The sequence below is a fragment of the Cellulosimicrobium sp. NPDC055967 genome, assembly GCF_042269845.1.
Lineage (GTDB): Bacteria > Actinomycetota > Actinomycetes > Actinomycetales > Cellulomonadaceae > Cellulosimicrobium.
Window position 1 is genome coordinate 262,924 of record NZ_JBHJYJ010000004.1, and the last position, 23,616, is coordinate 286,539.

The following is a 23,616-nucleotide window of genomic DNA, read 5'->3' on the forward strand; positions in this document are numbered from 1 at the left end:
CACCAGGCGTAACACTCGACGTAACATCGCGCGTCTCGGCCCCGTGAAGCCTCGGATACTCTACCCCATCCGCGACGCCGCCAGCGCACCGTTTGCCCCGGTCGGGGCTGTGCGGTCGGTCTCGTCGGCAGCACCCGAGGTGTCGTCCCGCTCCCCCGTCGGCAGGTGGGCGCGCCACGCGCTGGCGACGATGGCGAGGCACACGGCGGCGATGACCAGTCCGCCGAGGAACATCTGCGTGTACGTCCACCGCACGGACAGCGCCGCGAGCGCCACGGGCACGCAGAACCCGACGTAGGTGATCGAGTAGTAGACCGCCGTGAGGCCGGCGAGGTCGTCGGGCGTCGCGATGCGCTGGACCTCGCTGAGCCCGGCGACGAGCGCGAGCCCGTACCCGGCGCCGAGGACGGCAGCGGCGACGAGCGCGGTCGGGAGGTCGAGCCGGGCCGCGGCGTAGGCGCCGAATCCCATGCCGACGACGACGATGGACATCGCGACGACGGACGCCCGCGCGCTGTGGCGGGTGTCGATGAGTCGGCCGAGCACCTGGATCCCGACGCCGCAGCCGAGGCCGAGCACGGTCATGAGGCCGGAGAACGCGATGGGCGCGCTCCCCGCGCTCGCCGACACGAGCCCGGGCAGCACGGCGTAGGCGCTGCCCGCGCACCCGAACACCCAGGGCGCCACGGGCACGACGACGCGCAGGAACCGCCGGTGCGCGACGGCCGGTACGCGCAGGTCGTCCCGCAGCCGGCCGCGCGCCGCGCCGTCGGGCGCCATGCGCGTCTCCGGCACGCCGAGCACCCACGCCCCGGCGGCGACGGCGAGCACGGCGTGCAGCAGGTAGGCGGTGTGCGTGGGCCAGGGCGCCCACTGCGCGAGCACCGCCGCGACTCCCGCCCCGACGAGGAACCCCAGCGTGAGGGCGAGGCCGGCGCGCCGGGCGCCGGAGCCGCCGTCGGGCACCCCGGACGTGCGGGAGGCCGCGTCGCTGAGCTCCTTGACCCACGTGGTCCCGACGGCCATGACGAGCCCGAGCGCGACGCCGCACAGCACGCGGCCCGTCGCGAGCAGCGCCGCGGACGAGTCGCCCGCGGCGAGCACGAGCGACCCGACGAGCGCGACCGGTGCCGCGGGCAGCAGCAGGGGCCGGCGCCCGTACCGGTCGGACAGCGGGCCGCCGAGCAGGAGCGCGGGGATGATGCCCAGCACGTACGCGGCGAGCAGCGCGTCGACCGTCACCGCCGAGAAGTGCCCGACCTCGCGATAGAGGACGAGCAGCGGCGTGAACTCGTTGCCGCCCCACGCGACGGCGAACATCACCGCCGCGACGGCGAGCCACGCCCGCGGCCCGACGGCGCCCCTCGCCCCGCGAGCAGACGCGGCGGCCTCACTCTCGGTCACCGAGGTCGACGCAGGGGTCACCGCGCTCACAGGCCCGCCCTCGCGTCCTCGAGGTGGCGCTGGATGCGGCGCTTGTAGGTGCGGGTGTCGCGTACCTCGAGCGCGTCGACGAGGGCGCGGTGGCCCGCGACGAACGTCGCGGCCCGCCGCGGGTCCCACCGGACGCTGTGCGCGACCATGCGCTGCTGGCGCTCGCGCAGGCTCACGGAGAACGTCGTGAGGAGCGCGTTGCCGCCGGCCGCGACGATCTCCTGGTGGAATCGCGCGTCCAGCGTCGCGTACTCAGCGACGTCGCCGTCCGCCACCGCCGCCTCCTGCGCGGTGACGAGGTCGCGCAAGAGAGCGACGAGCGTGGCGAGCTCGGTGTCGGGCAGGCGCACGACGCTCTGCGCCGCGTGCGTCTCGACGAGCAGGCGCGCGTCGAGGACGTCGTCCGCCTCCCCCGGCGCGGCGGGCACGACGAGCGCGCCTCGTTTCGGGTAGAGGCGCAGCAGACCCTCGGCCTCCAGGCGCAGGAACGCCTCGCGCACGGGCGTGCGGCTCACGCCGAGCTGCTCCGCGATCTCCCCCTCGCTCGTCATGGACCCGCCGGGCAGGCTCCCGCCGAGGACGAGGGACTTCACGTGCCGATACGCCTGCTCGGTGGCAGAACCGCTGGTCGTTCGAGGCATAGATACATGATGCATCTATCTGGTGCGCGACATCGACATCAGCGGTGCCCGAAAAGCGTGGGCCTCGCCACACCCGGTGCGCGACCCTCAAGTGACCGTCCAGACCACTTCATACTTACAGTTTCGACGAAACTGTAAGTAAGGCGTCGTGGTGCACCCAGTCGTACGCGGCGTTCGGCAGCATGACGGGATCCTCGGCCTACTCGGCGTCGACGCGCGGTGATCCGGCACCGCTGTGCGCCCTGCGCACCTCAGTGGTGGTGACCGCCCCGGCCCAGCGTCTCCTACGGCGTCGCACCGGGACGGGTCCGCTGCGGCACGGGGCGGGTCGTAGGCCCCCAGCCGTCGACGCCGTCGGCGTCCGCACGCCAGTACCAGCACACGCCCTTGCCCTCGGGCCAGTCGTCGGGAGTGTCCTCCCACGCCTCCCGGCGGCCGTAGGGGGTCATGTCGAGCAGGGCGAAGTGCGGGCTGGTCGGCTCGTTGCCGCGGCCCGTCGTGCGGTACGTGAGGAACACGCGGTCGCCGTCGCGCAGGAAGCAGCTCACGTAGCCCATCTCGCCGCCGACCGGCTCGTCGAGCCCACGCACCGAATACCACGGCTGGGTGTAGCCCATGAAGTCGACGTAGGGCGCAACCTCCTCCCACCGCCCGACGGTGAGGATCGCGAACGAGACACCGCGCGCGTTGAGGTAGACGGCGTCCCGCAGGCCCCACGCCGTCCAGGTACACCCCTCGCACTGCCCCTGGTGCGGGGCGCCGTCGTGCCACATGTGCTGGTAGACCACGAGCTCGTCGCGCCCCTCGAACAGGTCGACGAACGGGACCGGCCCGTCGGGCCCGACGACCTCCACAGTGCCGTCGATCTCCACCATGGGCAGTCGGCGTCGCGCCGCCGCGATGGCGTCGCCCTCGTGGGTATGCGCCTTCTCGCGCACGAGGAGCTCGTCCCGGGCGGCCTGCCAGGTGGCGAGGTCGACGACGGGGGGTCGTCCCGGCAGGGTGGCGGCCGGGCTGCTGGGCGTGGTCGTCATGGTGTCCTCCGCGGTGTCGGACGCCGGACGGCGCACACCGCCCGACGGGTCACCTGCGCCGACCGACCGTGCCTCGCAAACTCATCGCTGCCACCCTTCCTGGGACGCCGCCTCCCGCAGCTCGGTGTCGAGGCGGCGGACAAGCTCGCCCACGCGCCCGCCCCCGCCGGGCGCGGGCGGGTACCGGCGCAGCACGTCGACGACCTCAGGCGACGAGAGCGCACGCGCGGCGTCGAGGAGTCCTGTGGCGGCAGACTCGTCCCCGCCCGCGGCGAGCTGGGCGGCGTGCGCCGCGTGGGCCGCCGAACCGAGGATGTGCTTCACCTGGTGGGCGTCGGCGATCGGGTGCAGGTACGCGGCGCCCGCCGCCGCCATCGCGGCCCGCGCGGCCTCGGCGGCGGCCGGCTGCTCCGCCTCCTTCGCCGCCCGGAGCGCCGCCCACGCGGTGTCCCGCAAGGCCTTGCCCCGCGCGCCGCCCCGGGCGAAGGCCCACGCCGCCTCGATCGCCTCGCGGGGCCGGGCGTCGTCCGGCCGCACCGCCTCGACGATCTCCAGCGCCTGCTCCGCACACCGGGCCGCGTACCCGGCGACCTCCCGCAGGTCGTCCGTGCTCAGCTCGACCCCGCCGGTCGTCGCCACGTGCCGCTCCCTCCGCCGCGCCCGTTCACCCGTCCGTCACGGGCCGCAGGTCCCGCCCGAGCACACTACCCAGCCGTGCGACCGCCCCGGCGAGCGCGTCGTCGGGCGCGCGAACGCTGTCGAACCACGTGACGCGCACCTCCTCGCCCGCGAGCGCCCACGTCCCCGCGACGACCCCGCCCACGGTGACGACGGCCGCCCCGCGGCTCACCACGCCGCGGTGCGCCGGTGGCACGACGTTCGGGTCCGCGGTGCCGGGGCCGAGCACCCACTGGTCGAGCGCGGGAAGGAACCGCACCGCCTCCGACGCGCGCGTACCCGCGAGCTCGTCGACGTGCTCGCGAAGCATGAGGGCGCGGTCGCCCTCGACGTCGACCTCGACGAGCACGTCGTCGCGCAGCTCCGCCAGCCACCGGTTCAGCCGGGCACGGCCGGCGCCCAGTCCCTGCCCGAGCCAGTAGTGCACGTGCTCGGGCGTCGCGGGGCCGTACGTGCCGACGTACGCGAGGATCGCGTGCCGGCCCGCGGCGTCGAGGTCGGGCCAGTCGACCCACCGCGGGTTGGTGTCGAGGCGCTGGAACGTCGTGCGCCCGTCGCGTGCGGGGGCGAAGCTCATGTCGCCGAACCACGTGAGCGGCTTGAGCAGCGTGTCCGTCCCGTCGCCGAACGACGGCCGCAGGTGCGCGAACCGCGCGTGCGCCGCGACGGTGTCACCCAGCGCGGACCGTGTGAGCGGGCCGTCGGCGAGCGCGTCGCGCACGACGGCGCGCAGGTCGGGCCAGTCCTCGGGCTCGAGCCGGTAGTACTCCCGCCAGCTCGCGCGCTCCCACATGCGTCCCGCCCGGCGCAGCGCCAGGTACGCACCGCCGTCCTCGGGCGTGACGAGGTGCGTCGCCCCGCGGAACGCGTACGTGCGCACGAGGCGCCCATCCTTGAGCGCCCGCCCGACGTCGCCCACCTCGGACGCGCGCTGCCGCACGCGGACCGCGAGCTCGGCCACGTCGTCGGAGGCCGCGGGGACGGCGCCCAGCCGCCCGACGACCCCCTCGGCCGGTTCGTCCCCGACCGGGTCGAGCAGGTGCCGCCTCGCGCGCCAGGCGAGCGCCTGCGCCCAGGTGATGGCCACGTCCGCAGGCTAGCCCCGGGCGCCGACACCCGCGCTGGTCTCAGACCACGGGGCCGGAGCCCTGCGCGATCTGGAGGACGCGGGAGACGCCCGGCTGGTCGGGGTCGTCGGTGATCTCGCGCCCGTCGAGCCAGCACTCGATGACGTGGGCGAGCTCGCCGGGGTGGCTGAAGTTCATGGCGTGGGCGGCGCCGTCGATCGCGACGATCGTCACGTGCGGGGGCGCGAGCGTGCCGACCTCACGCACGCGCCGGGGCGGCGGCATGAGGGGGTCCCGTGTGCCGACGACCGCGAGGGTCGGCACGGGGACGCGGATCACGCGCTCGAGCGACGGGAACCGGACGAGCTCGGCGAACAGGTGGAGCGCGTTGACGGCGCCGAAGCGCGCGTAGTCGGGCACGGCGATCCGGGCCATGCGCGGGCTCTCCCGGCCGGCGTCGCGCGCGAGCTGGGTGAGGGCGCGGGCGAACGGCTGGTTGTGCACGCCGCCGGCGGGCGAGGCGAGGACGATGCCTGCGACGCGCTCCGGTGCGGCGTGCGCGACCTCGAGGCTGATGGGGCCGCCCATGGAGTTGCCCACGAGGATCACCCGTTCGAGCTCGAGCGCGTCGAGCAGCGAGAGCAGCGCCCACGCGAGCGACGGGATCCCGAGGGTGTGCCCCCACCGCTCGCTGCGCCCGTAGCCGGGCAGGTCGGGCACGACGGCGGTCGCCCGGTGGGCCAGGCGCTCCGCGGTCGGGAGCAGGTACGTGCCGGAGACCGCGAACCCGTGCACGTGCACGATCGGGACGGCGCCCGGCACATCCGGCCCGACGCGCACGAACACGTCGTGCCCCTCCACGTCGACGTGGCGCGAGCGCCACCCGTCAGCAGCCATAGGCCGATGGTGGCACCGCGCGCGTCGCGGCGCCCGGGCAGCGGGAGCACCCTCGGCGGGTGAGGCGCGGGTGCCGCGTGGCCGTGAGCATGGACGGCGGACGGGGGTCGACGTGGAGCAGAGCACCGAGAACACCGCCGGCCGGCCGACCGCGGCCGCCCGGCGCCTCGCGCTGCTCCTCGCGGCGGCGATGTTCGTCCTCGTCGTCGACACGTCGTTCATGAACGTGTCGATCTCGGCGGTCGTGCGGGACCTCGACACGACCGTCAGCGGAGTCCAGACGGCGATCGCGCTCGAGGCGCTCGTGTCCGCGTCGTTCATCCTCGTGGGCAGCAAGGTGGGCGACCTCGTCGGCCGGCGCCGGGCGTACGTCGTCGGCCTGCTCGCGTACGGCGCGGGCGCGATCGCGATGACGCTCGCGCAGAGCCTCGTCGCGGTGGTGATCTTCTGGTCGGTCATCGGCGGCCTGGGCGCCGCGCTGCTGCTCCCCGCCATGCAGTCGCTCGTGCACGGCAACTTCGACGGCGCCGCGCGCAAGTCCGCCTACGCGCTCGTGGGGGCCGCGGCGTCGATCGCGGCGGCGGTGGGGCCGCTGCTCGGCGGCGTCATCACCACGACGCTGTCGTGGCGCGTGGCCTTCGGGCTCGAGGCCGTGGTGATCGTGGTGGTGCTCCTGGGCGTGCGGCTCGTGCGCGACGTCCCGTACACCGGCGACCGCACGGTGGACGTCGTGGGGACGATCCTGTCGGTCGTCGGGATGGGCGGCATCGTCCTCGGCGTCCTCGTGTGGCAGGAGGGCGGGGAGGCCGTCGGGGCGTTCGTCGTCGTCGGCGCTGCGGGCCTCGTGGGTCTTGCGGTCTGGCTGGTGCGGCGTGCGCGGGCGGGCCTGACGACGCTCGTCGACCCGGGCCTGTTCCGCTCCCCCGCGTTCCGCATCGGCGTCTCGCAGCAGCTCCTGCAACAGGTCGCGCTCGGTGGCGCGATGATCGCGCTGCCGATCTTCCTCCAGATGGCGCTCGGCTACGACGCGCTCCTGGCCGGGCTCTCGCTCGCCCCGCTGTCGCTGACGATGTTCGCCGCCGCGCTCGTCGCGGGCAAGCGCCCCGGCCGACGTCGACCGGCCACGCGCGTGCTCGCGGGATTCACGCTGCTCGTCCTCGGGATCGCGGCAGCGGTCCTGGTGGTGCCGCGCGCGACGTCGGGCTGGTGGCTGGCTCTGCCGCTCGTCGTCTCGGGCGCCGGGCTCGGCCTGCTCGTGTCGCAGCTCAACGCCTACACGCTCTCCCCCGTCCCCGAGGAGCGCGCGAGCGAGGCCGCGGGCGTCAGCTCGGCCGCCGGGTCGTTCGGGCTCTCGCTCGGCCTCGCGGTCGCCGGCGCGGTGATGCTCGCCTCGCTCGCCACAGGCTTCACCGCGCAGGCCGAGTCGAGCACCGTCCTGCCCCCGGACGACAAGCAGCAGGTCGCGGCGGTGCTCGAGGACGACGCCGAGATCATGAGCGACGCCCAGCTCGTCGAGCTGCTCGCCGACGAGCCGCCCGAGGTGCAGGACGAGATCCTGCGCATCAACGACGACGTCCGGGCCCGCGCGCTCCAGGTCGCGCTCCTCGTCCCGCTCGTCGCGGGGCTGCTCGGCGTGGTCGCCGCGCCGCGCATGCGACGGATCCCCGATCCCGAGGTGCGCGAGGACGCGCCCCCGACCCTCGGCTGAACCCGCCCGGACGCCCGACGACGGCGCACCACGGGGCGAACCGCCCGGAGCGCCCGTGACCGGACCGAGACACCCTTCGTTGCTCGCGCTAACCGTCGTGAAACGCCCGGGAAACAGGCTCTTGTGAGCATCGGTCCCGGCAGGGGGCTCCACCACCACCACGGTCGTGCGCGCAGTCGGCGCGCGCCCGAGGAAGGACCAGCTCCTCCATGACGCCCTCTCCCTCGCGCCGACGGCTCGGCCGGCGCGCCGCGCTCGTCGGCGGCCTGGCGGTCGCCGCGACCGCCCTCACCGCCCCGGCGCACGCCGCGCCGTCCGTCTCCGCCGTGGCCCTCGACGCGCCGTCGAGCGTCGAGGCCGGCGCCCCGATCACGGTGACGGTCGCCGCGACCGGAGCGGTCGACCTCTACGCCTACGACCTGGCGGTCTCCTACGACCCCGACCTCGTCGAGCTCGTCGAGGACTCCGCCGTCACGCCCGACGGCGGGTTCTCCGACGTGGCCGACGACGGGTCCGGGACAGTCGCCGTCACGCACACGCGGCTCGGCACGTCCCCCGGCCTCGAGGGCGACGTCACGCTCGCGACCCTCACGTTCACCGCCGTGGCCGGGGGCGACGCTCCGTTCGCCGTCCCCACGGCCACCCTCGTCGGTGCCGACGGCACGACGGCGTCGCTCACCGACGCCGCGTCCGCCACGACGACCGTCACCGCCGTCGTGACGGCACCGCCCACGGGCGACCCGACGGACGGCGCGACCTCCGCGCCGCCGACCGGTGACGGCACGACCGCCCCCGGGGCCGACGACGCGTCCGACTCGCCGTCGACCTCGACCGGCTCGGGCTCGCTCGCCTCGACAGGCGGGAGCGTCGCCTGGCTCGCCGGTGCCGCGCTGCTCGCCGTCGTGGTGGGTGCCGGGATCCTCTGGGCGCGGCGCCGGGCGGTGGTCTCCCGATGAGCCACGACCCGACGCCCGTCGCACCCGCCGACCGCGCACCACGACGGCCCACCACCATGAAGGAGCAGCCCGTGCCCACCATCCACCGGCGAGCCGCGGCGGGCGGGCTCGCCGCGCTCAGCGTCACCGGCCTCGTGCTCGCCGTCGCCGCGGCTCCCGCCGCGACGGCGGCCCCCGTCACCGCGCCGTTCCTCGCGCCGTACTGGACCGAGCTCGACCTCACGGGCGACGACCAGGTGACCGTCGCCGACCTCGACGTCGTCACCGCGGCGCTCGGCGCGACGGCCGACGACGCCGCGTGGGACGACGTCGCGGCGGCCGACACGGACGGCGACGGCACGATCACCGTCGCTGACCTCGCGGCCGTCTCCCAGCGGATGATCTACGACGACGGACCGTTCGAGCTCGTCGAGGCCTCGGTGCTCGACATGCAGGCGGCGATGAACGCCGGGGTCACGTCGTCGGTCGCGATCACCCAGGAGTACCTGGACCGCATCGCGGCCTACGACACGACGCTCGTCGACACGGGCGCGGGCGGGCGACCCCTGCACTCGATCATCACGACGAGCGACGTCGCGCTCGAGGCCGCGGCGCGCGCGGACGCAGCACGGGACGCGAACGGCATGACGAGCCTGCTCCTCGGCGTGCCCGTCGCGGTCAAGGACAACTACGACACGAAGGACATGCCCACCACGGGCGGCTGCGGGTGCTGGGACGCCAACCAGACCGCCACGGACGCGACGATGGTCGACGGGCTGCGCGCCGACGGCGCCGTGATCCTCGCCAAGGCGAGCCTCGACGAGTTCGCGTTCGGGTTCGTGTCCGAGTTCTCGGCGTTCCAGGACGCGGGGACGAGCACGCTCGTCGCGAGCCCGTACGTCACGAGCCGTAGCGCAGGCGGGTCGAGCGGCGGCACGGGCGCGGCGATCGCCGCCAACCTCGCAGGGATCGGGTTCGGCACGGACACGGGCGGCTCGATCCGAGTGCCGTCGTCGTACAACCAGCTCGTGGGTGTGCGGCCGACGGTCGGGCTCGCGAGCCGCGACGGCATCATCCCGCTCGCGCTGAGCCAGGACACGGGCGGCCCCATGGCGCGCAGCGTCCTGGACGCGGCCGCCGCGCTCGACGCGGTCGTGGGCGTCGACCCTGCGGACCCCGTGACGTCGCGCCAGGAGGGAGCGGTCCCCGCCTCGTACACGCAGTACCTGGACGCGGACGCGCTCGACGGCGCCCGCATCGGGTACGTGCCGTCCATGCTGGGGAGCAACGCCACGACCCTGCGCCTCTGGGCGCAGACGCGGGCCACGCTGGAGTCGCTCGGCGCCACCGTCGTCGAGGTGACGCCGCCCACGAGCTGGTCGCCGGTCCTCCCGAACGGGTTCGCGAGCGTGCTCAACGAGGGGTCGGGCTCGACGAACGAGTTCAAGCACGACCTGGACGAGTACGTCGCGAACCACCTCTCGCCCGACGTCGAGGCCCGGTCCCTGGCCGGCATCGTCGAGTCCGGGCGGTACGTCCCGTCGCGGCGCGGCACCTACGTGTCGCGCGACGCCGTCACCCCGGAGACGTACCAGGCGTGGGCCGGCCCCGCGGGCACGCACACGAAGGTGCTCGCCGAGGGCAAGCAGCTCGTCACCGCGATGCTCGACGACGCCGACCTCGACGCGCTCGTCTACCCCAGCGCGAACCCGTACGGGACCATCGGCACCAACCTGCGGCTCAGCCCCAACACGGGCCTTCCCGCCGTGACGGTGCCGATCGGACAGGCGACCGAGGCCGACGCGACCGTCACGGGCGGCGGCGTCAACCTCGAGCTCCTGGGCCGTGACTTCGAGGAGGGCCCGATCCTCGGTCTCGCGTTCGCGCTCGAGCAGGCGACGCAGGCACGGACCTCCCCGGCGCTCTACGGCCCGCTCGGCTGAGCTGGGACCGTCCACGTCTCTTCGGACGCCTCCACGGCTTGACGACGGTCGGATCTCTCGCAGGTCCGACCGTCGTCGGGCGTTGCTCGATCATGGGTCACCGTGCCCACCGACCACGTCCGTCGCGCGACCCGGACGACCTCCACGCCGTCGCCCGACGCGGTCAGGGACGCGTGACGTCGAGAAGGGCGTCGATCGACCCGACCTCCTCGACGAGTCCCGACCACCCGAACTGCGCGGCGGTCTGCGCCTCCGAGTCGGTGAGCAGCCGCAGGGTGCGGACGTGGCCGACCACGCTCCCTGCCGGATCGAGCACGTCGTCCAGCGCGGCACCCCACCGCGAGCCCGTCGCCATGATCGCGGAGATCCGCGTCCCGGACAGGAACGGGTCACCGTTGCGCCACGGCGTCTCGAACGGTGGGGTGCGGCGGTTGACGGCGATGTCGTCGCACACGATCCGCAGGGCGACGAGCGCGGCGCCCTCCTGACCCTCCGGCACCTCGACCGCCAGCTCGACGGGAGGCCCAGTCTCCACCGGCAACCGGGACACGCCCGCGGTGAGGAGTGTGAACGGCCCGTCCGTCGGCTGCTTGGCCACGACCATGACGGAGCCGCCGATACGCTCGTCGAGCAGCGCCGGCGGGACGCCGAACGCGTCGAAGACGTGGTTCGGAAAGGCATCGTGGCTGGCCGCGAGGGGAAGGTCGGTCATGGCCCTCGACCCTAGGGCACCGGAGACGGGCTGACCGCGCTGTCCCGTCCTGCCGAGGGTCGTCAGTCCCAGACCAGCGACAGCACCCGGTAGCCGTCGGGCACGACCGGGACGTCCGAGAAGTCGCCCTCCTCGTGCACGAGCCCGTCGAACGCGCCGTCGTACTGCAGCTCGTCCACGACGAGGCGCTCGTCGACCACCCGCTCCTCCAGCGTGGTGCAGACCGCGATGCCCTCGGCGAGCACGTCCCCGACGGAATCCTCGAACGTCTCCTCGTGGAGCTGCACCCGCACCCACGCGACGGCGTCGTCCCGCTCCAGCTCGCGCAGCCTGCGGCCGATCTCAGCCAACGGCGGACGGCCGAACCCCCACTGGTTCGGCGCGAGGGACTCCTCCTGCTCGTTGCCGTCGAAGAACTCGTCGAGCGTGAGCATCGGGTACGCGCCGTCGGCCGCGGCCGAGCGCACCATGACCTCGTCGTGGGTGATCACGCGCCGACCCTACGCGAGCGGTGCGCGGTGCGGGCACGCGTCCCGCACCGGTACGTTCGTCCGGTGCGCGACTGGGACTACCTCCTCGACATGATGCTGGCGCGGCCGGGCGTGTACGTGGGGCTGCCCTCGTTCGTGCACCTGAGAGCGCTCCTCTCCGAGTTTCGCGCGAGCGAGAAGGACGCCACCCGATGAGCTTCGACGTGTTCCTCCAGCGATTCGTCGACGGCGAGGCCACAGACTGCAACGCCCGCGCCCTGCTCGCCGTCCTCGATCCGTACGTCGAGCGCGATGTCCGCACCGGCGAGTTGACGAGAGCTGTGTTCGAGGACGGCGATGCCGAGGTCTACGGCACCGACGTCTCGCGTGGACTGATGCTCAGCCACATCGTCGGGCTGGCGGCGTGGGAGACGGTCACGGACCTCGCGAGAGCGGGCTCGCTGGCGATCCTCGCCGTCGGCTGCCCGGCAGCGGTGCCGCGCGGGAACCTCTTGCCGCACCTTCCGGCCGAGCTGCGCGAGGGCGCGGTCGTCGTGACACGCGGGAGCGAGTTGCGCGCGGCCCTCGGGATCCGCTGACGCGCGGGGCGCTCCTACTCGAGGTCGCCCACCTCCGCGACGACGCGCTCGGCGAGTGCCGCGAGCGCCGCGAGCTCGGCTGGCGTCGCGAGGTCGACGAGGTGGCGGCGCACGGACTCGACGTGCGCGGGCGCGGCGGCCTCAAGCGTCGCGAACCCGTGGTCGGTGAGCACGACGACGGCGTTCCGGCCGTCATCGGGGTCCGGCTCGCGGGCGACGAGCCCGCGCGCCTCCATGCGTGCGAGGTGGTGCGAGAGCCGGCTCCTGGACCAGAGCATGCGGGCCGCCAGCTCGCGGAGCTGCCACCGGTGGCCGGCCTGCTCGGACAGGGTCGAGAGCACGTCGTAGTCCGGGTCGGACAGCCCGGAGTCCCGCGCCAGGTCGCGCGCGAGCGCGACGGGCAGCACGGTCTGCATGCGGCGGTAGCCGCGCCACGCGCGCTCTTCGTCGGGCGAGAGCCATCGAGGCTCGGCAACGTCGGTCATGGGGCCAGCATCGCACACTCGTTGACATGTCATCGAGCCTCGTGCTTGTATCGATGACATGTCAACGACACGTCGCCTCGTCCAGCTGCTCCTCGGGCTCGCCCTCTTCGGCGCGAGCATCGCGCTGCTCGTGCGTGCCGAGCTCGGGCTGTTCCCGTGGGACGTCCTGCACCAGGGCGTCGCCCGCGCCACCGGCCTGCCGCTGGGCGTCGTCGTGATCCTGGCGAGCGTCGTCGTGCTCGCGCTCTGGATCCCGCTGCGTCAGCGCCCGGGCCTCGGGACCGTCGCGAACGTCGTGCTCGTCGGCGTGTTCGTCGACCTCACCCTCGCCGTCCTCCCGACGGTCGAGCCGCTCCCCTGGCGCATCGTGATGCTCGTCGCGGGCGTCGTCATCAACGCCGCAGCCACCGGCCTCTACATCGGCGCCGGGTACGGACCCGGCCCCCGTGACGGCCTCATGACTGGCCTCGCCGCCCGCGGCTGGTCGTTGCGCTGGTCCCGCCTCGGGATCGAGCTCGGTGTCCTGGCCGTCGGCTTCGCGCTCGGCGGCACGGTCGGTGTCGGCACCGTCGTCTACGCGCTCACCGTCGGGCCGCTGGTCCAGCCCTTCCTCACCGTGTTCACCGTCCGAGCGCCGCGACCCGCGGACCGCGCCGGCTCCCTCCCCACCCCCTCAGGAGACCCCTCGTGAAGCTGCTCGTCGTCGTCGCCAGCACCCGCCCCACCCGCGTCGCCCCCGCCGTCGCCGACTGGTTCCTCGCCCAGGTGCCCGTCGACCCGGACCTCGAGATCGACGTCGCCGACCTCGCCGAGATCGCCCTGCCGTTCCTCGACGAGCCCGTCGACGCGCACTCCGGCGGCTACGTGCACGCGCACACGCTCGCGTGGAGCGCGCGCGTGGACGCGGCGGACGCCGTCGTCCTCGTCATGCCGGAGTACAACCGCGGGTACACCGCCCCGCTGAAGAACGCGTTGGACTACCTCGCGGACGAGTGGCGCGACAAGCCCGTCGGGTTCGTGTCGTACGGGATGTCGTCGGGCGGCATGCGCGCGGTCGAGGCGATCACGCCTGTCGTCGTCGCGCTCGGCATGGTCCCCGTCGCGAACGCCGTCACGATCCACCTGCGCCGCTGGCTCGACGACGACGGTCGCCTCCAGGACGACGGCACGCTCGCACGGGCCGCCGCGCGGACGCTCGACGAGGTCCGCCGGCTCGCCGCCCTCCTGCGACCGGTCACCGTGGCCGGCTGACGCGCGCTCCCTGGTCCGACCCGTGCCGCGGTGTCCGGCGGCGCTCGTCGTCCCCGCCGAGGGCGGCGCCGAGCGCGGCGAGCACGAGCAGGTCCACCGCCAGCCCGGCGACGCCGACCCACTGGAGCGCCCGGAACACGAGGAGCTGGGTGAGGAGCAGGGAGACGAGCACGCCACGCCGGACCCAGACGGCGCCCGCGCGCCGGGCGTCGGACCGGCCGCTCCGCGCCGCCACCACGCCCGTGACGACGCACGCGATCGTCCCCGCCACCCCGACGACGATCCCGCCGCCGACCCACGCAGGCACGTCGATGTCTCCGGTGAGCACGCGGAGGCCCGCGAGCAGCGACCCGACCGCGGTCCCCACCACGAGGACCACGACCACGACCGCCGCCCAGCGCCGCTCCAGCGCCGCGGCGAACCAGGACGACGCGCGGCGCACGAGCGCGCGGACCGGGTCGGGGAGGTCGACGTCGTCGCGCGGCACGGCCTCGACCAGCGCCGCGACCTCGTCCGCCCCGGGCTCGCCCCGGCCGAGCGCGACGAGCGCCCGGGCCTCGCCGCGGGCGTCGTCGGTGAACCCGCCCGCGACGCCGGCGACCGCGCGGTCCGTCGCGACCGCGAGGTACTCCGCCGGGTGGTGGCGGCGCCGACCGTGCAGCGCCTCGACCACGAGCACGAGGACCACGACGGTCGCGTAGATGAGCGCCGCGGTCGGCTGGTAGAAGTAGTCGTTGTCGGCCGTGACGAACTTGCCGATCTCGTCGACGAACAGCCCGAACCCCACGCCGCCGAGCACCGCCCCGAGCGACCGCAGCGCGGGGCCGACGAACGACAGCAGCACGACGACCGCGAGCGCCATGCCGAGCCCGCCCCACAGCACGTGCGCGACGTGCAGGTCTCCCCCGCCGACCTGCGGGTACCCGGAGACGGCGAGCAGGAAGCGCGTGACGAGCACCGTGGCGACCGTCACGACGAGGAACGTCACGAGGTGGCGGGTCGCGGCGGTGTCGCGCGCGACGCCCAGGCGCAGCGCACGTCCCCGCCGGGTGACCCCCGCGGGGACGTGTGCCGCGCCGTCGCTCACCGCTTACGCTTCTCCCGCACGCGCACGCTGATCTCGATGGGCGTGCCCTCGAACCCGAACGTCTCGCGCAGGCGGCGCTCGACGAACCGCCGGTACCCGGCCTCGAGGAACCCCGTCGCGAAGATGACGAACCGCGGCGGGCGCGTGGACGCCTGGGTCGCGAAGAGGATGCGAGGCTGCTTGCCGCCGCGCAGCGGGTGCGGGTGGGCGGCGACGAGCTCGCCGAGGAACGCGTTGAGGCGCCCGGTCGGGATGCGCGTGTCCCACGAGTCGAGCGAGCGCTGGATCGCGGGGACGAGCCGGTCGGTGTGCCAGCCGGTCCGCGCGGAGACGTTGACGCGCGGCGCCCACGTGACCTGCACCAGGTCCTTCTCGATCTCGCGCTCGAGGAACGGGCGACGGTCCTCGTCCATGAGGTCCCACTTGTTGTAGGCGATGACCAGGGCACGCCCGGCGTCGACGACCTGCGAGATGACGCGCGTGTCCTGCTCGGTGAGCGGGACGGACGCGTCCACGAGCACGACCGCGAGCTCCGCCTTCTCGATCGCGGCCTGCGTGCGCAGCGACGCGTAGAAGTCCGCGCCCTTCGTCTGGTGCACGCGGCGGCGGATGCCCGCGGTGTCGACGAGGACGTACGGGACGTCCTTGATCGTCACGAGCTCGTCGACCGGGTCGCGGGTCGTGCCCGCGGTCTCGTCGACGACGACGCGGTCGGCGCCCGCGATCTTGTTGAGCAGCGACGACTTGCCGACGTTCGGCCGTCCGACGAGCGCGACGCGCCGCGGGCCGGTCGGGCGCACCTCGCCGTGGGCGGACTCGGTCGGCAGGGCCGCCATGGCGGCGTCGAGCAGGTCCCCGGTCCCGCGCCCGTGGAGCGCGGACACGGGGTAGGGCTCGCCGAGGCCGAGGCTCCAGAGGTAGGCCGCGTCCGCCTCGCCCGACTGCCCGTCGACCTTGTTGGCGCACAGCACGACCGGCTTGCCGGACTCACGCAGCAGCCGGACCACGCGCTCGTCCGTCGCGGTGGCGCCGACGGTCGCGTCGACGACGAACAGCACGGCGTCGGCGAGCGAGATCGCGACCTCGGCCTGCTCGGCGACCTTCGACTCGATGCCCGCGACGTCGACCTCCCAGCCGCCGGTGTCCACGAGGGTGAAGCGCCGACCCGCCCACTCGGCGGGGTAGCTGACGCGGTCGCGCGTGACGCCGGGCTTGTCCTCGACGACGGCCTCGCGGCGCCCGATGATGCGGTTCACGAGCGTCGACTTGCCGACGTTGGGGCGGCCGACCACGGCGAGCACGGGCAGGGGCGCCTCGGGCTCGTAGCCCTCGATCACCTCGCCGTCGGCGTCGAGGAGGACGAGGTCGGTGTCCTCGAGCTCGTAGTCCTCGAGGCCGGCGCGCAGCGCTCGCTCGCGCGCCGCGTCGTCCGCCGAGTCCGCGAGGTCCGCGAGGTCCGCGAGGTCCGCGGGCGCCAGAGGCTCCTCGGCCTGCCCGGCGGCGTCGATCTGTCCGGGCGTGCCGGGCTGGGCGGGGTCGGGTGTGGTCATGGGGTCCATTCTCCCAGGCCGCGGGCCAGGCTCCGAACCCGGCCCGTCGGCGCGCCCTCGCGGGTCTCTGCGGCCGGCTGGATCAGCCTGCTCCGCCGTCGCGCGCCGTCGCCCGGGCCGCGAGCCGGAGGACGACGGCGCGCACGACGTCGTCGGGCACGGGCTCGGCGAGCGAGAACCGCAGGGTCCCCTTGCCGTCCTGGTAGCGCGCGATGCGGCGCGCCAGCTCGTCGTCGGTCTCGGGCACGGGGTACAGCGAGACGTGGTGCGCCCAGCCCGCGAGGTAGACGACGTAGCGGTCGTCCAGCGTGAACGTCGGGATGCCGTAGCTGATGCGCTCGCCGAGGCCGGGCACGGTCTCGTGGACGACGGCGCGCAGGTGGGCGACGACGTCCCGCGCCGGGGGTGCCAGCGTCGCGAGGTACTCGTCGACCGTCGTGGGCTTGCCCGGAGCGTCGGTCATCGGCTCTCCCCCTCCGCACGGCTGGCTGGCGTCCAGGACCCCACGACGGCACGGCCCCACGGCCGGCTACGCGCGAACCTACCGCGCGGCGGGCGACCCCGCGAGGCGCACGAGCACCACGCCGGCGACGACGAGGACGCCCCCGGCCGCCTGCACGAGGCTCGGCACCTCGCCGAGGAGCAGCCACGCGATGACGACGGCGAACAGCACCTCGGACAGCCCGACGAACGACGCGAGGCGCTCGCCCATGCGCACGGTCGCGGCCACGCCGGAGACGTAGGCGAACGCCGTCGCCACGAGGACCACGACGGCGAGCGGCACGTACCAGGGCGCGGACGCCCCGAGGAGCGCGACGTCGACGAACGGCGCGGCGAAGGGCAGCACGCCGACGAGGCCGGCAGCGCCGAGCGCGAGCGCCCCGACGCCCAGCCCCGACGCGGCGAGCGCGACGGCCGGCAGCCGGGTGGGGCGCGCGGACAGGACGAAGTAGGCGCCGAGGCCCACGGCCGCGCCGAGGGCGAAGAGGACCCCGACGAGGTCGGGGCGCGCGCCCGCGGGGTCGACGACGAGCACCAGCCCGGCGACGGCGACGACGCAGCCCGCGAGCGTGAGACGCGGCGGGACGTGCCGCGTGCGCAGCCACGCGAGGCCCACGAGCAGCACGGGCGCGAGGTACTCGACGAGCAGCGCGATGCCGACCGGCATGCGCGCGACGGCCGCGAAGTAGCAGAGCTGCGTCCCGGCGACCGCGACGAGGCCGAACCCGAGGACGAGGCGCCACTCCTCGCGCAGGAGGCGGTGGCTGCCGCGCAGGGCGAACGCCGCGACCGGGGCGAGGACGAGCGCCGAGCACAGCGCCCGCGCGAAGACGGCGGCGCCCGGCGACCACCCCGCCTCGAGCAGCGGCTTGACGAACGGTCCGCTCGCGCCGAACGCGAGCGCGGACGCGAGGCCGACGAGGACGCCCGTGCCCGGACGGTCGCCCACCACGTGCGCCACCGGGCGGGCGATGCTCACGGCGCCGCCCGCCGCTCCCGGTTCGGGTCGTCCGTGGGCAGGGCCAGGCCCGTCGTGGCGACGGTGTCCGCGACGAGCTCCGCGAGGGCGGTGCGGATCCGCTCGTTCGCCTCCTCGAGCGCCTGCTTGCCGCTCACCCCGGGCGCCCGCTCCACGGCGAACGGCGCGCCGAACCGGACGACCAGCCGGCGACGCAGGCCAGGGAGCCGGTTGACGCCCTCGCCCGTGCGACGCGTGCCGAGCACGGCGACGGGGACGACGCGCGCACCCCCGTTGAGCGCGAGCCACGCGACCCCGGCACGGGCGGAGGTCGCGTCGCCGCGACCGCGGTTGCCCTCCGGGAAGACGCCGACGGCCCCGCCCCGGCGCAGCACGCCCAGCCCGGTCGCCAGCGCGCGCCGGCCGCCGCTGCGGTCGACGGGGATCTGGCCGGCGGCCCGCAGGACCCACCCGACGGGACCGACGAACATCTCCTCCTTGACGAGGACGTGCAGCGGGCGCGGGGCGACCCCCAGCACGATCGGCCCGTCCACCACGCCCGTGTGGTTCGCGGCGAGCACGACGGGGCCGTCGACCGGCACGTTCTCGGCGCCGAGGACCCGGGTCGACCAGACTACGCGCGCGAGGAACCGACCGACCCAGCGCGACCAGGCCGGTCCCGCGGGCGAGGGCACCCGCACCTCCGGCGAGCCCGCGCTCACGAGCCCTGGCGCGGGCCGACCACCCGCCCGGTGACCTGCTCGACGACGGCGAGCACGGCGTCGATCGTCTGCTCCAGGTCGAGCTCGGACGAGTCGACCGTCACGACCCCGTCGGCCGCGACCTGGAACTGCGAGACGGTCGCGTCGTCCCGGTCCCGGCGCAGCACCTGGTCCTTGGTCGCCTCGACCGCGGCGGCGTCCGCCGTCCCGTGCACGTCGAGGGAGCGGCGCGCCAGGCGCGCCTCCTCGCTCGCGGTGAGCAGGACGCGCGCGTCCGCGTCGGGCGCGACGACCGTCGTGATGTCCCGGCCCTCGGCCACGACCCCGCGCCCCCCGGCGAACCCGGACGGCGTGCGCTCGGCCTCGATCACCGCGCGCTGCAGGCGCCGCAGCTCCGCGCGGACGTCGAGGTTGGTCGCCACCGCGCTCACGGCCGTCGAGATCTCCGTGGAACGGATCGCCTCGCCGACGTCGGTCCCGTCCACGTGCACCGTCGGCCCGGACGGGTCCAGCCCCATGACCAGCGGCATGACGCGCACCGCGTGCGCGACCGCCGCCTGGTCGGCGAGGTCCTCGCCCCGGTGCAGGCACCACCAGGTCGCGGCGCGGTACATCGCGCCCGTGTCGAGGTACGCGAGCCCGAGCCGGCGCGCGACGCCCTTGGACACGCTCGACTTGCCGGACCCCGAGGGACCGTCGACCGCGATCGTCAGCGCGGCACCCCCGGTGCTCCCGGTGCCCGAGGCGCCCCCCGCGCTCACTGGGCCAGGTCCTTGCGCAGCGACGTGGCGCCGTGCAGGTACACGTGCTGGACGGCCGACCGCTCGACGTCCAGGTCGGCGTGCGCCATGAGACGCACGACGCGCGGCAGCGCGCCGGGCACCGCGATCTCCGTCGCGCACATGAGCGGCACGTCGCCGAGCCCCATCTCGCGCGCCGCGGCGGCCGGGAAGTCGGCCACCAGGTCGGGCGTGCACGTGAAGAGGACGGAGATGAGCGCGTCGGTGTCGACGGCGTTCGCGTCGAGCACCTCCTGGACGAGCTCGCGCGTGCGCTCGAAGAGGTGCTCGCGCTCGTCGACGTCGAGCTGGGTCGCGCCCCGGATCGCCCGGACCGGCATGGGTGGTGCTCCTTCTCGCGGGACGGCCCGCCTCACGGCGGTCCGTCGGGTGGTGGTACGGATGCGTCAGGCTCTAGAGCCCGACCCCCGCCATGAGGCTGCCGAGCTCCGTGCGGCCGAGGACGCGCGTCGTCCCGGGGCGCAGGTTGCCGAGCGCGACGGGTCCGATGCGCGTGCGCACGAGGCGCGTCACGGGGAAGCCGACCTCCTCGAACATGCGCCGCACGACGCGGTTGCGCCCCGAGTGCAGCACGACCTCGATCATCGTCTGGTCCGCGACCTGGTCGACGACGCGGTACGCGTCCGCGCGCACGACGCCGTCCTCGAGCTCGATGCCGTGCAGGAACTTGTTGGCGACGTTGCCCGGCACCTTGCCGCGCACCGTGACGAGGTACGTCTTGGCGACCTCGTGCGAGGGGTGGGCGAGGTGGTTCGCGAGCTCGCCGTCGTTCGTCAGCAGGAGCAGGCCCTCGCTGTCGGCGTCGAGGCGCCCGACGTGGAAGAGGCGCTCGGGGCGGTCCGCGACGAGATCGGCGATCGAGGGCCGACCCTCCGGGTCGTGCATCGTCGACACGACGCCGCGCGGCTTGTTGAGGGCGAGCGTCACGCGCGACGAGTCGAGCTGCAGCCGCATCCCGTCCACGTGCACGACGGCGCGCTCCGGGTCGATCCGCACCCCCAGCTCGGTCACGCGGACGCCGTCGACCTCGACGCGCCCCTGGGAGATGAGCTCCTCGCACGCGCGGCGCGAGCCGAGCCCGGCCGAGGCGAGCACCTTCTGCAGGCGCACGCCGTCCTCGACGTGCACGTCCCGCTGGGGCTCGCTGGGCTGCCCGCGCACGGGACGGCGCGGTCGGCCCGCCGCCTGACCGGCGCGGGGAGCCGCCGTGCCGCGACCCGAGCCAGGGCGACCCCGACCAGCAGCCGCGCCGCGGCCCGCGCCGGTCGTCCGACCGGCGCCCTGGCCACGACCGGTGCCCTGCTCCCGGCCGTCGCCCGCGCTGCGGCCCGCGGACGAGCCCTGCGCGGACGAGCCGCCGCGCCGGGGCGCGCCGCCCGTGCGTGCGCCGTCGCCGCCCCGCGGGCCGCCGCGACGCGCGTCGCCGTTCCCGCCGCGGCGTGCGTCGCCCGCCCCGTCGCGGGGCGTGCGCCCGCGCCCTCCGTCGCCGGAGCGGCGTCCGTCCTTCGAGCTCATGCGTGTCCTTCGTCCGTCGGTCCGTGCGTGACGTCGCGCGTCACGCCCGGTGTCGTGGCGGTCGGCGCCGGTGCGCCGTCCGCGTCGTCAGCCGCGACGCCGGGAGCGTCCGTCGGCGCCGCGACGCCCGTCGGCCGCGCGGGAGCGCGCAGGTCGGCGAGCCCGTCGAGGCCCTCGAGGTCGTCCATGTCCGGCAGGTGCGGCGCGAGCGGGGGCAGCTCGTCGAGCGACGTGAAGCCCATGCGCTCGAGGAAGTAGCCCGTGGTGCCGAACAGGCCGGCGCCGGTGTGCGGGTCCTGACCGACCTCGGCCACGAGCCCGCGCGCCACGAGAGTGCGCACCACGCCGTCCACGTTGACCCCTCGCACCGCCGACACCTGGCCGCGGCTGACCGGTTGACGGTACGCGATCACGGCCAGAGTCTCCAACGCCGCCTGCGTGAGCCGCGCCGTCTGCCCGCCCTGCACGAACCGGCCCACGACGTCGGCGTGCGCGGGCGCGGAGTACACGCGCCAGCCGCCGCCCGCCTCGCGCAGCTCGAACCCGCGCGGCCGGGCGCCGTCGTCGCCGCGGTACTCGGCGGCGAGCTCGTGCAGCGCGCTCAGCACCTCGTCGACGGGGACGGCGAGCGCCGCGGCGAGCTCGACGACCGGGATCGGCTCGTCCGCGACCATGAGCACCGCCTCCAGGGCGGCGGGCAGGCCGCCCGGGAGGTCGTGCACGGCGGGCGCGAGGACCTCCTCGAGGGCGGGGGCGCCGTCGGGCTGCGTCACGCGGGGACCTCCTGGTCGGTGGGGGCGGGGGCGTCGACCGGCTCGGGGTCGTCGCCCTCGTCGAACTCGCTGCCCACGTCGGCGAGGGCGGGCTCCGGAGCGTCGTCGTCGCCCGACCACCGCACGGTGAGCTCGCCGAGCGGCGTCACCTGGTCGAACGCGACGAGCGCCTGGCGGAACAGCTCGAGCAGCGCGAGGAACCGGGCGACGACCACGGCGGTCTCCCCCGCGTCCGCGACGAGGGCGCGGAACGTCGTCGTGCCGTGGCTGCGCACGCGCTCCACGACGATCCCCGCCTGCTCGCGCACGCTCACCGCGGGCGCGTGCAGGTGGTCGAGCGAGACGCCGGGCGGGGGCGCCTTGGGCGCGAGGGCACGGGCCGCGAGCGCGGCGAGCTGGTCGGGCCCCATGGTCCACACGAGCTCGGGCAGGAGCGCGGCGAGGTGCGGCTCGAGCTGCACGACGCGCGGGAAACGCCGACCCGCGCTCTCGAACCGCTCCGCGAGGACGCCCGAGACGTCCTTGTACGCGCGGTACTGCAGCAGCCGGGCGAACAGGAGGTCGCGCGCCTCGAGGAGGGCGAGGTCCTCGTCGTCCTCGACGCTGCCCGTGGGCAGCAGGCGCGCGGCCTTGAGGTCGAGCAGCGTCGCCGCCACGACGAGGAACTCGCTCGCGGTCCCGAGGTCCCACCCGGGGTGGTCCTCGCCCGCGGCGCGCGCGGCGGCGGCCGCACGCTCGGCGTCGCGGATGTAGGCGATGAAGTCGTCCGTCACGCGCGCGAGCGCGACCTCGGTGATGTCGAGCTTGTGCTTGGTGATGAGCGACAGCAGCAGGTCGAACGGGCCGCTGAAGTTGTCGAGGCGGACCTCGAACCCTCGACGCGCCGGCTCGGTCTCAGGCGGCGTCGCCACGGGCGACCAGCTCCCGGGCGAGCTGCCGGTACGCGACGGCGCCGGGGTGGGTCGGCGCGTAGACGGTGATGGGCTCGGCCGCGACGGACGCGTCGGGGAACTTCACCGTGCGCCCGATGACGGTCTGGAGCAGCTTGTCGCCGAACGCCTCGTGCACGCGCGCCACGACCTCGCGCGAGTGCAGCGTGCGCGAGTCGAACATCGTCGCGAGGATCCCGTCGATCTCGAGACGCGGGTTCAGGCGGTCGCGCACCTTCTCGATCGTCTCGACGAGCAGCGCCACGCCGCGCAGCGCGAAGAACTCGCACTCGAGCGGGATGAGGACGCCGTGCGCGGCGGTGAGCGCGTTGACCGTGAGCAGGCCGAGCGAGGGCTGGCAGTCCACGAGGATGACGTCGTAGTCGTCGACGACGGGCCGCAGCACGCGCGACAGGACGGACTCGCGCGCCACCTCGCCGACGAGCTGGACCTCGGCGGCCGACAGGTCGATGTTGGCGGGCAGGAGGTCGAGGTTCTCGACGTCCGTCGGGACGAGCACGTCGTGGATGTCCGCGCCCCGCTCCATGAGCAGGTTGTAGACCGTGCGGTCGAGCTCGTGCGGGTTGACGCCGAGCCCGACGGAGGCCGCCCCCTGCGGGTCGAAGTCGACGAGCAGGACCTTGCGGCCGTACTCGGCGAGCGTCGCACCGAGGTTGATGGTGGTCGTCGTCTTGCCGACGCCGCCCTTCTGGTTGCACATCGCGATGATGCGTCCGGGGCCGTGCGCCGCGAGCGGCGCGGGGACCGGGAACTCGGGCAGGGGGCGGCCGACCACGTCGGTGGGCGCCTCGGCGGCGTCGTGGCTCGCGCCGTTCGTGGCGTGGTCGACGGCGGGGGCGACGCCGCGCTCGGCGGAAGTCACGGGTGCGGCCGGACGGACGGCGTCGCCGTGCGAGCTCTGCGCGC

Annotated in this window: 27 protein-coding genes; 7 read left to right on the plus strand and 20 right to left on the minus strand. The window is 75.0% G+C overall.

What is annotated here, in order from left to right:
• Positions 1–60 precede the first annotated feature (60 nt).
• The 6 genes from ACFC2L_RS07900 to ACFC2L_RS07925 all read right to left on the minus strand — a co-directional run bounded on the left by ACFC2L_RS07900 (position 61) and on the right by ACFC2L_RS07925 (position 5,751).
• Complete coding sequence (locus ACFC2L_RS07900) at positions 61–1,434, minus strand: MFS transporter (protein ID WP_375823713.1); 1,374 nt, start codon at positions 1,432–1,434, stop codon at positions 61–63.
• On the minus strand, positions 1,431–2,075 hold the full coding sequence (locus ACFC2L_RS07905) for a GntR family transcriptional regulator (protein WP_375823714.1): 645 nt from the start codon (positions 2,073–2,075) through the stop codon (positions 1,431–1,433). Before ACFC2L_RS07905 ends, ACFC2L_RS07900 begins: the two co-directional genes overlap by 4 nt.
• A gap of 284 nt (positions 2,076–2,359) precedes the next feature.
• On the minus strand, positions 2,360–3,109 hold the full coding sequence (locus tag ACFC2L_RS07910) for a DUF899 family protein (protein WP_375823715.1): 750 nt from the start codon (positions 3,107–3,109) through the stop codon (positions 2,360–2,362).
• A gap of 81 nt (positions 3,110–3,190) precedes the next feature.
• A complete protein-coding gene (locus ACFC2L_RS07915; protein ID WP_375823716.1) occupies positions 3,191–3,748 on the minus strand; it encodes a putative immunity protein in 558 nt (185 codons plus the stop codon).
• Between the two features lie 25 nt (positions 3,749–3,773).
• Positions 3,774–4,874: a DNA glycosylase AlkZ-like family protein gene (locus ACFC2L_RS07920; protein ID WP_375823717.1), complete on the minus strand. Its 1,101-nt coding sequence runs from the start codon at positions 4,872–4,874 to the stop codon at positions 3,774–3,776.
• 40 nt (positions 4,875–4,914) lie between these two features.
• Entirely contained in the window at positions 4,915–5,751 is an 837-nt protein-coding gene (locus tag ACFC2L_RS07925) for an alpha/beta fold hydrolase (RefSeq protein WP_375823718.1), read from the minus strand.
• Between the two features lie 190 nt (positions 5,752–5,941).
• On the opposite strand from ACFC2L_RS07925, the gene ACFC2L_RS07930 reads away from it, so the two are divergent.
• From ACFC2L_RS07930 to ACFC2L_RS07940, 3 genes are all read left to right on the plus strand, one after another.
• Entirely contained in the window at positions 5,942–7,459 is a 1,518-nt protein-coding gene (locus tag ACFC2L_RS07930; protein WP_375823814.1) for an MFS transporter, read from the plus strand.
• Positions 7,460–7,668: 209 nt separating this feature from the next.
• Positions 7,669–8,415, plus strand: a complete 747-nt coding sequence (locus ACFC2L_RS07935) for a cohesin domain-containing protein (RefSeq protein WP_375823719.1) — start codon at positions 7,669–7,671, stop codon at positions 8,413–8,415.
• 71 nt (positions 8,416–8,486) lie between these two features.
• Positions 8,487–10,337 (plus strand): amidase family protein, encoded by a 1,851-nt coding sequence (locus ACFC2L_RS07940; protein WP_375823720.1) that lies wholly within the window; start codon positions 8,487–8,489, stop codon positions 10,335–10,337.
• Positions 10,338–10,500: 163 nt separating this feature from the next.
• Here ACFC2L_RS07940 and ACFC2L_RS07945 read toward each other — a convergent pair whose 3' ends face one another.
• On the minus strand, positions 10,501–11,049 hold the full coding sequence (locus ACFC2L_RS07945; RefSeq protein WP_375823721.1) for a hypothetical protein: 549 nt from the start codon (positions 11,047–11,049) through the stop codon (positions 10,501–10,503).
• A gap of 62 nt (positions 11,050–11,111) precedes the next feature.
• The gene (locus ACFC2L_RS07950; RefSeq protein ID WP_375823722.1) at positions 11,112–11,540 is read right to left on the minus strand and encodes a hypothetical protein; all 429 of its coding nucleotides are present in this window, start codon (positions 11,538–11,540) and stop codon (positions 11,112–11,114) included.
• Between the two features lie 63 nt (positions 11,541–11,603).
• Between ACFC2L_RS07950 and ACFC2L_RS07955 the strand changes: the two genes are divergently transcribed.
• Together ACFC2L_RS07955 and ACFC2L_RS07960 are read left to right on the plus strand one after the other, a co-directional pair.
• Positions 11,604–11,735, plus strand: coding sequence for a hypothetical protein (locus ACFC2L_RS07955; protein WP_375823723.1), 132 nt, complete (start codon positions 11,604–11,606; stop codon positions 11,733–11,735).
• Entirely contained in the window at positions 11,732–12,118 is a 387-nt protein-coding gene (locus tag ACFC2L_RS07960; protein WP_375823724.1) for a hypothetical protein, read from the plus strand. Before ACFC2L_RS07955 ends, ACFC2L_RS07960 begins: the two co-directional genes overlap by 4 nt.
• Positions 12,119–12,132: 14 nt before the next feature.
• Here the strand turns inward: ACFC2L_RS07960 and ACFC2L_RS07965 are convergent, their stop codons facing one another.
• Positions 12,133–12,603, minus strand: a complete 471-nt coding sequence (locus ACFC2L_RS07965; protein ID WP_375823725.1) for a MarR family winged helix-turn-helix transcriptional regulator — start codon at positions 12,601–12,603, stop codon at positions 12,133–12,135.
• Between the two features lie 58 nt (positions 12,604–12,661).
• On the opposite strand from ACFC2L_RS07965, the gene ACFC2L_RS07970 reads away from it, so the two are divergent.
• Both ACFC2L_RS07970 and ACFC2L_RS07975 read left to right on the plus strand, forming a co-directional pair.
• The gene (locus tag ACFC2L_RS07970) at positions 12,662–13,294 is read left to right on the plus strand and encodes a YitT family protein (protein ID WP_375823726.1); all 633 of its coding nucleotides are present in this window, start codon (positions 12,662–12,664) and stop codon (positions 13,292–13,294) included.
• On the plus strand, positions 13,291–13,854 hold the full coding sequence (locus ACFC2L_RS07975; protein WP_375823727.1) for an NADPH-dependent FMN reductase: 564 nt from the start codon (positions 13,291–13,293) through the stop codon (positions 13,852–13,854). The genes ACFC2L_RS07970 and ACFC2L_RS07975 overlap by 4 nt, the downstream gene beginning before the upstream one ends.
• Here ACFC2L_RS07975 and ACFC2L_RS07980 read toward each other — a convergent pair.
• The 11 genes from ACFC2L_RS07980 to ACFC2L_RS08030 all read right to left on the minus strand — a co-directional run bounded on the left by ACFC2L_RS07980 (position 13,838) and on the right by ACFC2L_RS08030 (position 23,485).
• On the minus strand, positions 13,838–14,941 hold the full coding sequence (locus tag ACFC2L_RS07980) for a hypothetical protein (RefSeq protein WP_375823728.1): 1,104 nt from the start codon (positions 14,939–14,941) through the stop codon (positions 13,838–13,840). The two genes, ACFC2L_RS07975 and ACFC2L_RS07980, sit on opposite strands and share 17 nt — an antisense overlap.
• Positions 14,938–16,491, minus strand: coding sequence for a ribosome biogenesis GTPase Der (gene der / locus ACFC2L_RS07985; protein WP_375823729.1), 1,554 nt, complete (start codon positions 16,489–16,491; stop codon positions 14,938–14,940). The genes ACFC2L_RS07980 and der overlap by 4 nt, the downstream gene beginning before the upstream one ends.
• A gap of 82 nt (positions 16,492–16,573) precedes the next feature.
• A complete protein-coding gene (locus tag ACFC2L_RS07990) occupies positions 16,574–16,954 on the minus strand; it encodes an iron chaperone (RefSeq protein ID WP_375823730.1) in 381 nt (126 codons plus the stop codon).
• Between the two features lie 78 nt (positions 16,955–17,032).
• The gene (locus ACFC2L_RS07995) at positions 17,033–17,971 is read right to left on the minus strand and encodes an EamA family transporter (RefSeq protein WP_375823731.1); all 939 of its coding nucleotides are present in this window, start codon (positions 17,969–17,971) and stop codon (positions 17,033–17,035) included.
• Positions 17,968–18,645, minus strand: a complete 678-nt coding sequence (locus ACFC2L_RS08000) for a lysophospholipid acyltransferase family protein (RefSeq protein WP_375823732.1) — start codon at positions 18,643–18,645, stop codon at positions 17,968–17,970. The genes ACFC2L_RS07995 and ACFC2L_RS08000 overlap by 4 nt, the downstream gene beginning before the upstream one ends.
• A gap of 23 nt (positions 18,646–18,668) precedes the next feature.
• Complete coding sequence (cmk, locus tag ACFC2L_RS08005; RefSeq protein ID WP_375823733.1) at positions 18,669–19,433, minus strand: (d)CMP kinase; 765 nt, start codon at positions 19,431–19,433, stop codon at positions 18,669–18,671.
• On the minus strand, positions 19,430–19,792 hold the full coding sequence (gene aroH, locus ACFC2L_RS08010; protein WP_375823734.1) for a chorismate mutase: 363 nt from the start codon (positions 19,790–19,792) through the stop codon (positions 19,430–19,432). Before aroH ends, cmk begins: the two co-directional genes overlap by 4 nt.
• A 73-nt stretch (positions 19,793–19,865) precedes the next feature.
• On the minus strand, positions 19,866–20,987 hold the full coding sequence (locus tag ACFC2L_RS08015; RefSeq protein ID WP_375823735.1) for a pseudouridine synthase: 1,122 nt from the start codon (positions 20,985–20,987) through the stop codon (positions 19,866–19,868).
• Positions 20,984–21,760, minus strand: a complete 777-nt coding sequence (locus tag ACFC2L_RS08020; RefSeq protein WP_375823736.1) for an SMC-Scp complex subunit ScpB — start codon at positions 21,758–21,760, stop codon at positions 20,984–20,986. The genes ACFC2L_RS08015 and ACFC2L_RS08020 overlap by 4 nt, the downstream gene beginning before the upstream one ends.
• On the minus strand, positions 21,757–22,671 hold the full coding sequence (locus ACFC2L_RS08025) for a segregation and condensation protein A (protein WP_375823737.1): 915 nt from the start codon (positions 22,669–22,671) through the stop codon (positions 21,757–21,759). Before ACFC2L_RS08025 ends, ACFC2L_RS08020 begins: the two co-directional genes overlap by 4 nt.
• Positions 22,655–23,485: a ParA family protein gene (locus tag ACFC2L_RS08030; protein WP_375823815.1), complete on the minus strand. Its 831-nt coding sequence runs from the start codon at positions 23,483–23,485 to the stop codon at positions 22,655–22,657. The genes ACFC2L_RS08025 and ACFC2L_RS08030 overlap by 17 nt, the downstream gene beginning before the upstream one ends.
• Positions 23,486–23,616: the final 131 nt, after the last annotated feature.

What these genes read in the sequence shown, in the direction of transcription:
- ACFC2L_RS07935 (WP_375823719.1), top strand. Translation starts at nt 7,669, where the DNA reads ATGACGCCCTCTCCCTCGCGCCGACGGCTCGGCCGGCGCGCCGCGCTC.
- aroH (WP_375823734.1), bottom strand. Translation starts at nt 19,792, where the DNA reads ATGCCGGTCCGGGCGATCCGGGGCGCGACCCAGCTCGACGTCGACGAG.
- ACFC2L_RS07905 (WP_375823714.1), bottom strand. Translation starts at nt 2,075, where the DNA reads ATGCCTCGAACGACCAGCGGTTCTGCCACCGAGCAGGCGTATCGGCAC.
- ACFC2L_RS07910 (WP_375823715.1), bottom strand. Translation starts at nt 3,109, where the DNA reads ATGACGACCACGCCCAGCAGCCCGGCCGCCACCCTGCCGGGACGACCC.
- der (WP_375823729.1), bottom strand. Translation starts at nt 16,491, where the DNA reads ATGACCACACCCGACCCCGCCCAGCCCGGCACGCCCGGACAGATCGAC.
- ACFC2L_RS08015 (WP_375823735.1), bottom strand. Translation starts at nt 20,987, where the DNA reads ATGAGCTCGAAGGACGGACGCCGCTCCGGCGACGGAGGGCGCGGGCGC.
- ACFC2L_RS07960 (WP_375823724.1), top strand. Translation starts at nt 11,732, where the DNA reads ATGAGCTTCGACGTGTTCCTCCAGCGATTCGTCGACGGCGAGGCCACA.
- ACFC2L_RS07930 (WP_375823814.1), top strand. Translation starts at nt 5,942, where the DNA reads ATGTTCGTCCTCGTCGTCGACACGTCGTTCATGAACGTGTCGATCTCG.
- ACFC2L_RS07970 (WP_375823726.1), top strand. Translation starts at nt 12,662, where the DNA reads ATGTCAACGACACGTCGCCTCGTCCAGCTGCTCCTCGGGCTCGCCCTC.
- ACFC2L_RS07990 (WP_375823730.1), bottom strand. Translation starts at nt 16,954, where the DNA reads ATGACCGACGCTCCGGGCAAGCCCACGACGGTCGACGAGTACCTCGCG.
- ACFC2L_RS07925 (WP_375823718.1), bottom strand. Translation starts at nt 5,751, where the DNA reads ATGGCTGCTGACGGGTGGCGCTCGCGCCACGTCGACGTGGAGGGGCAC.
- ACFC2L_RS07965 (WP_375823725.1), bottom strand. Translation starts at nt 12,603, where the DNA reads ATGACCGACGTTGCCGAGCCTCGATGGCTCTCGCCCGACGAAGAGCGC.
- ACFC2L_RS07945 (WP_375823721.1), bottom strand. Translation starts at nt 11,049, where the DNA reads ATGACCGACCTTCCCCTCGCGGCCAGCCACGATGCCTTTCCGAACCAC.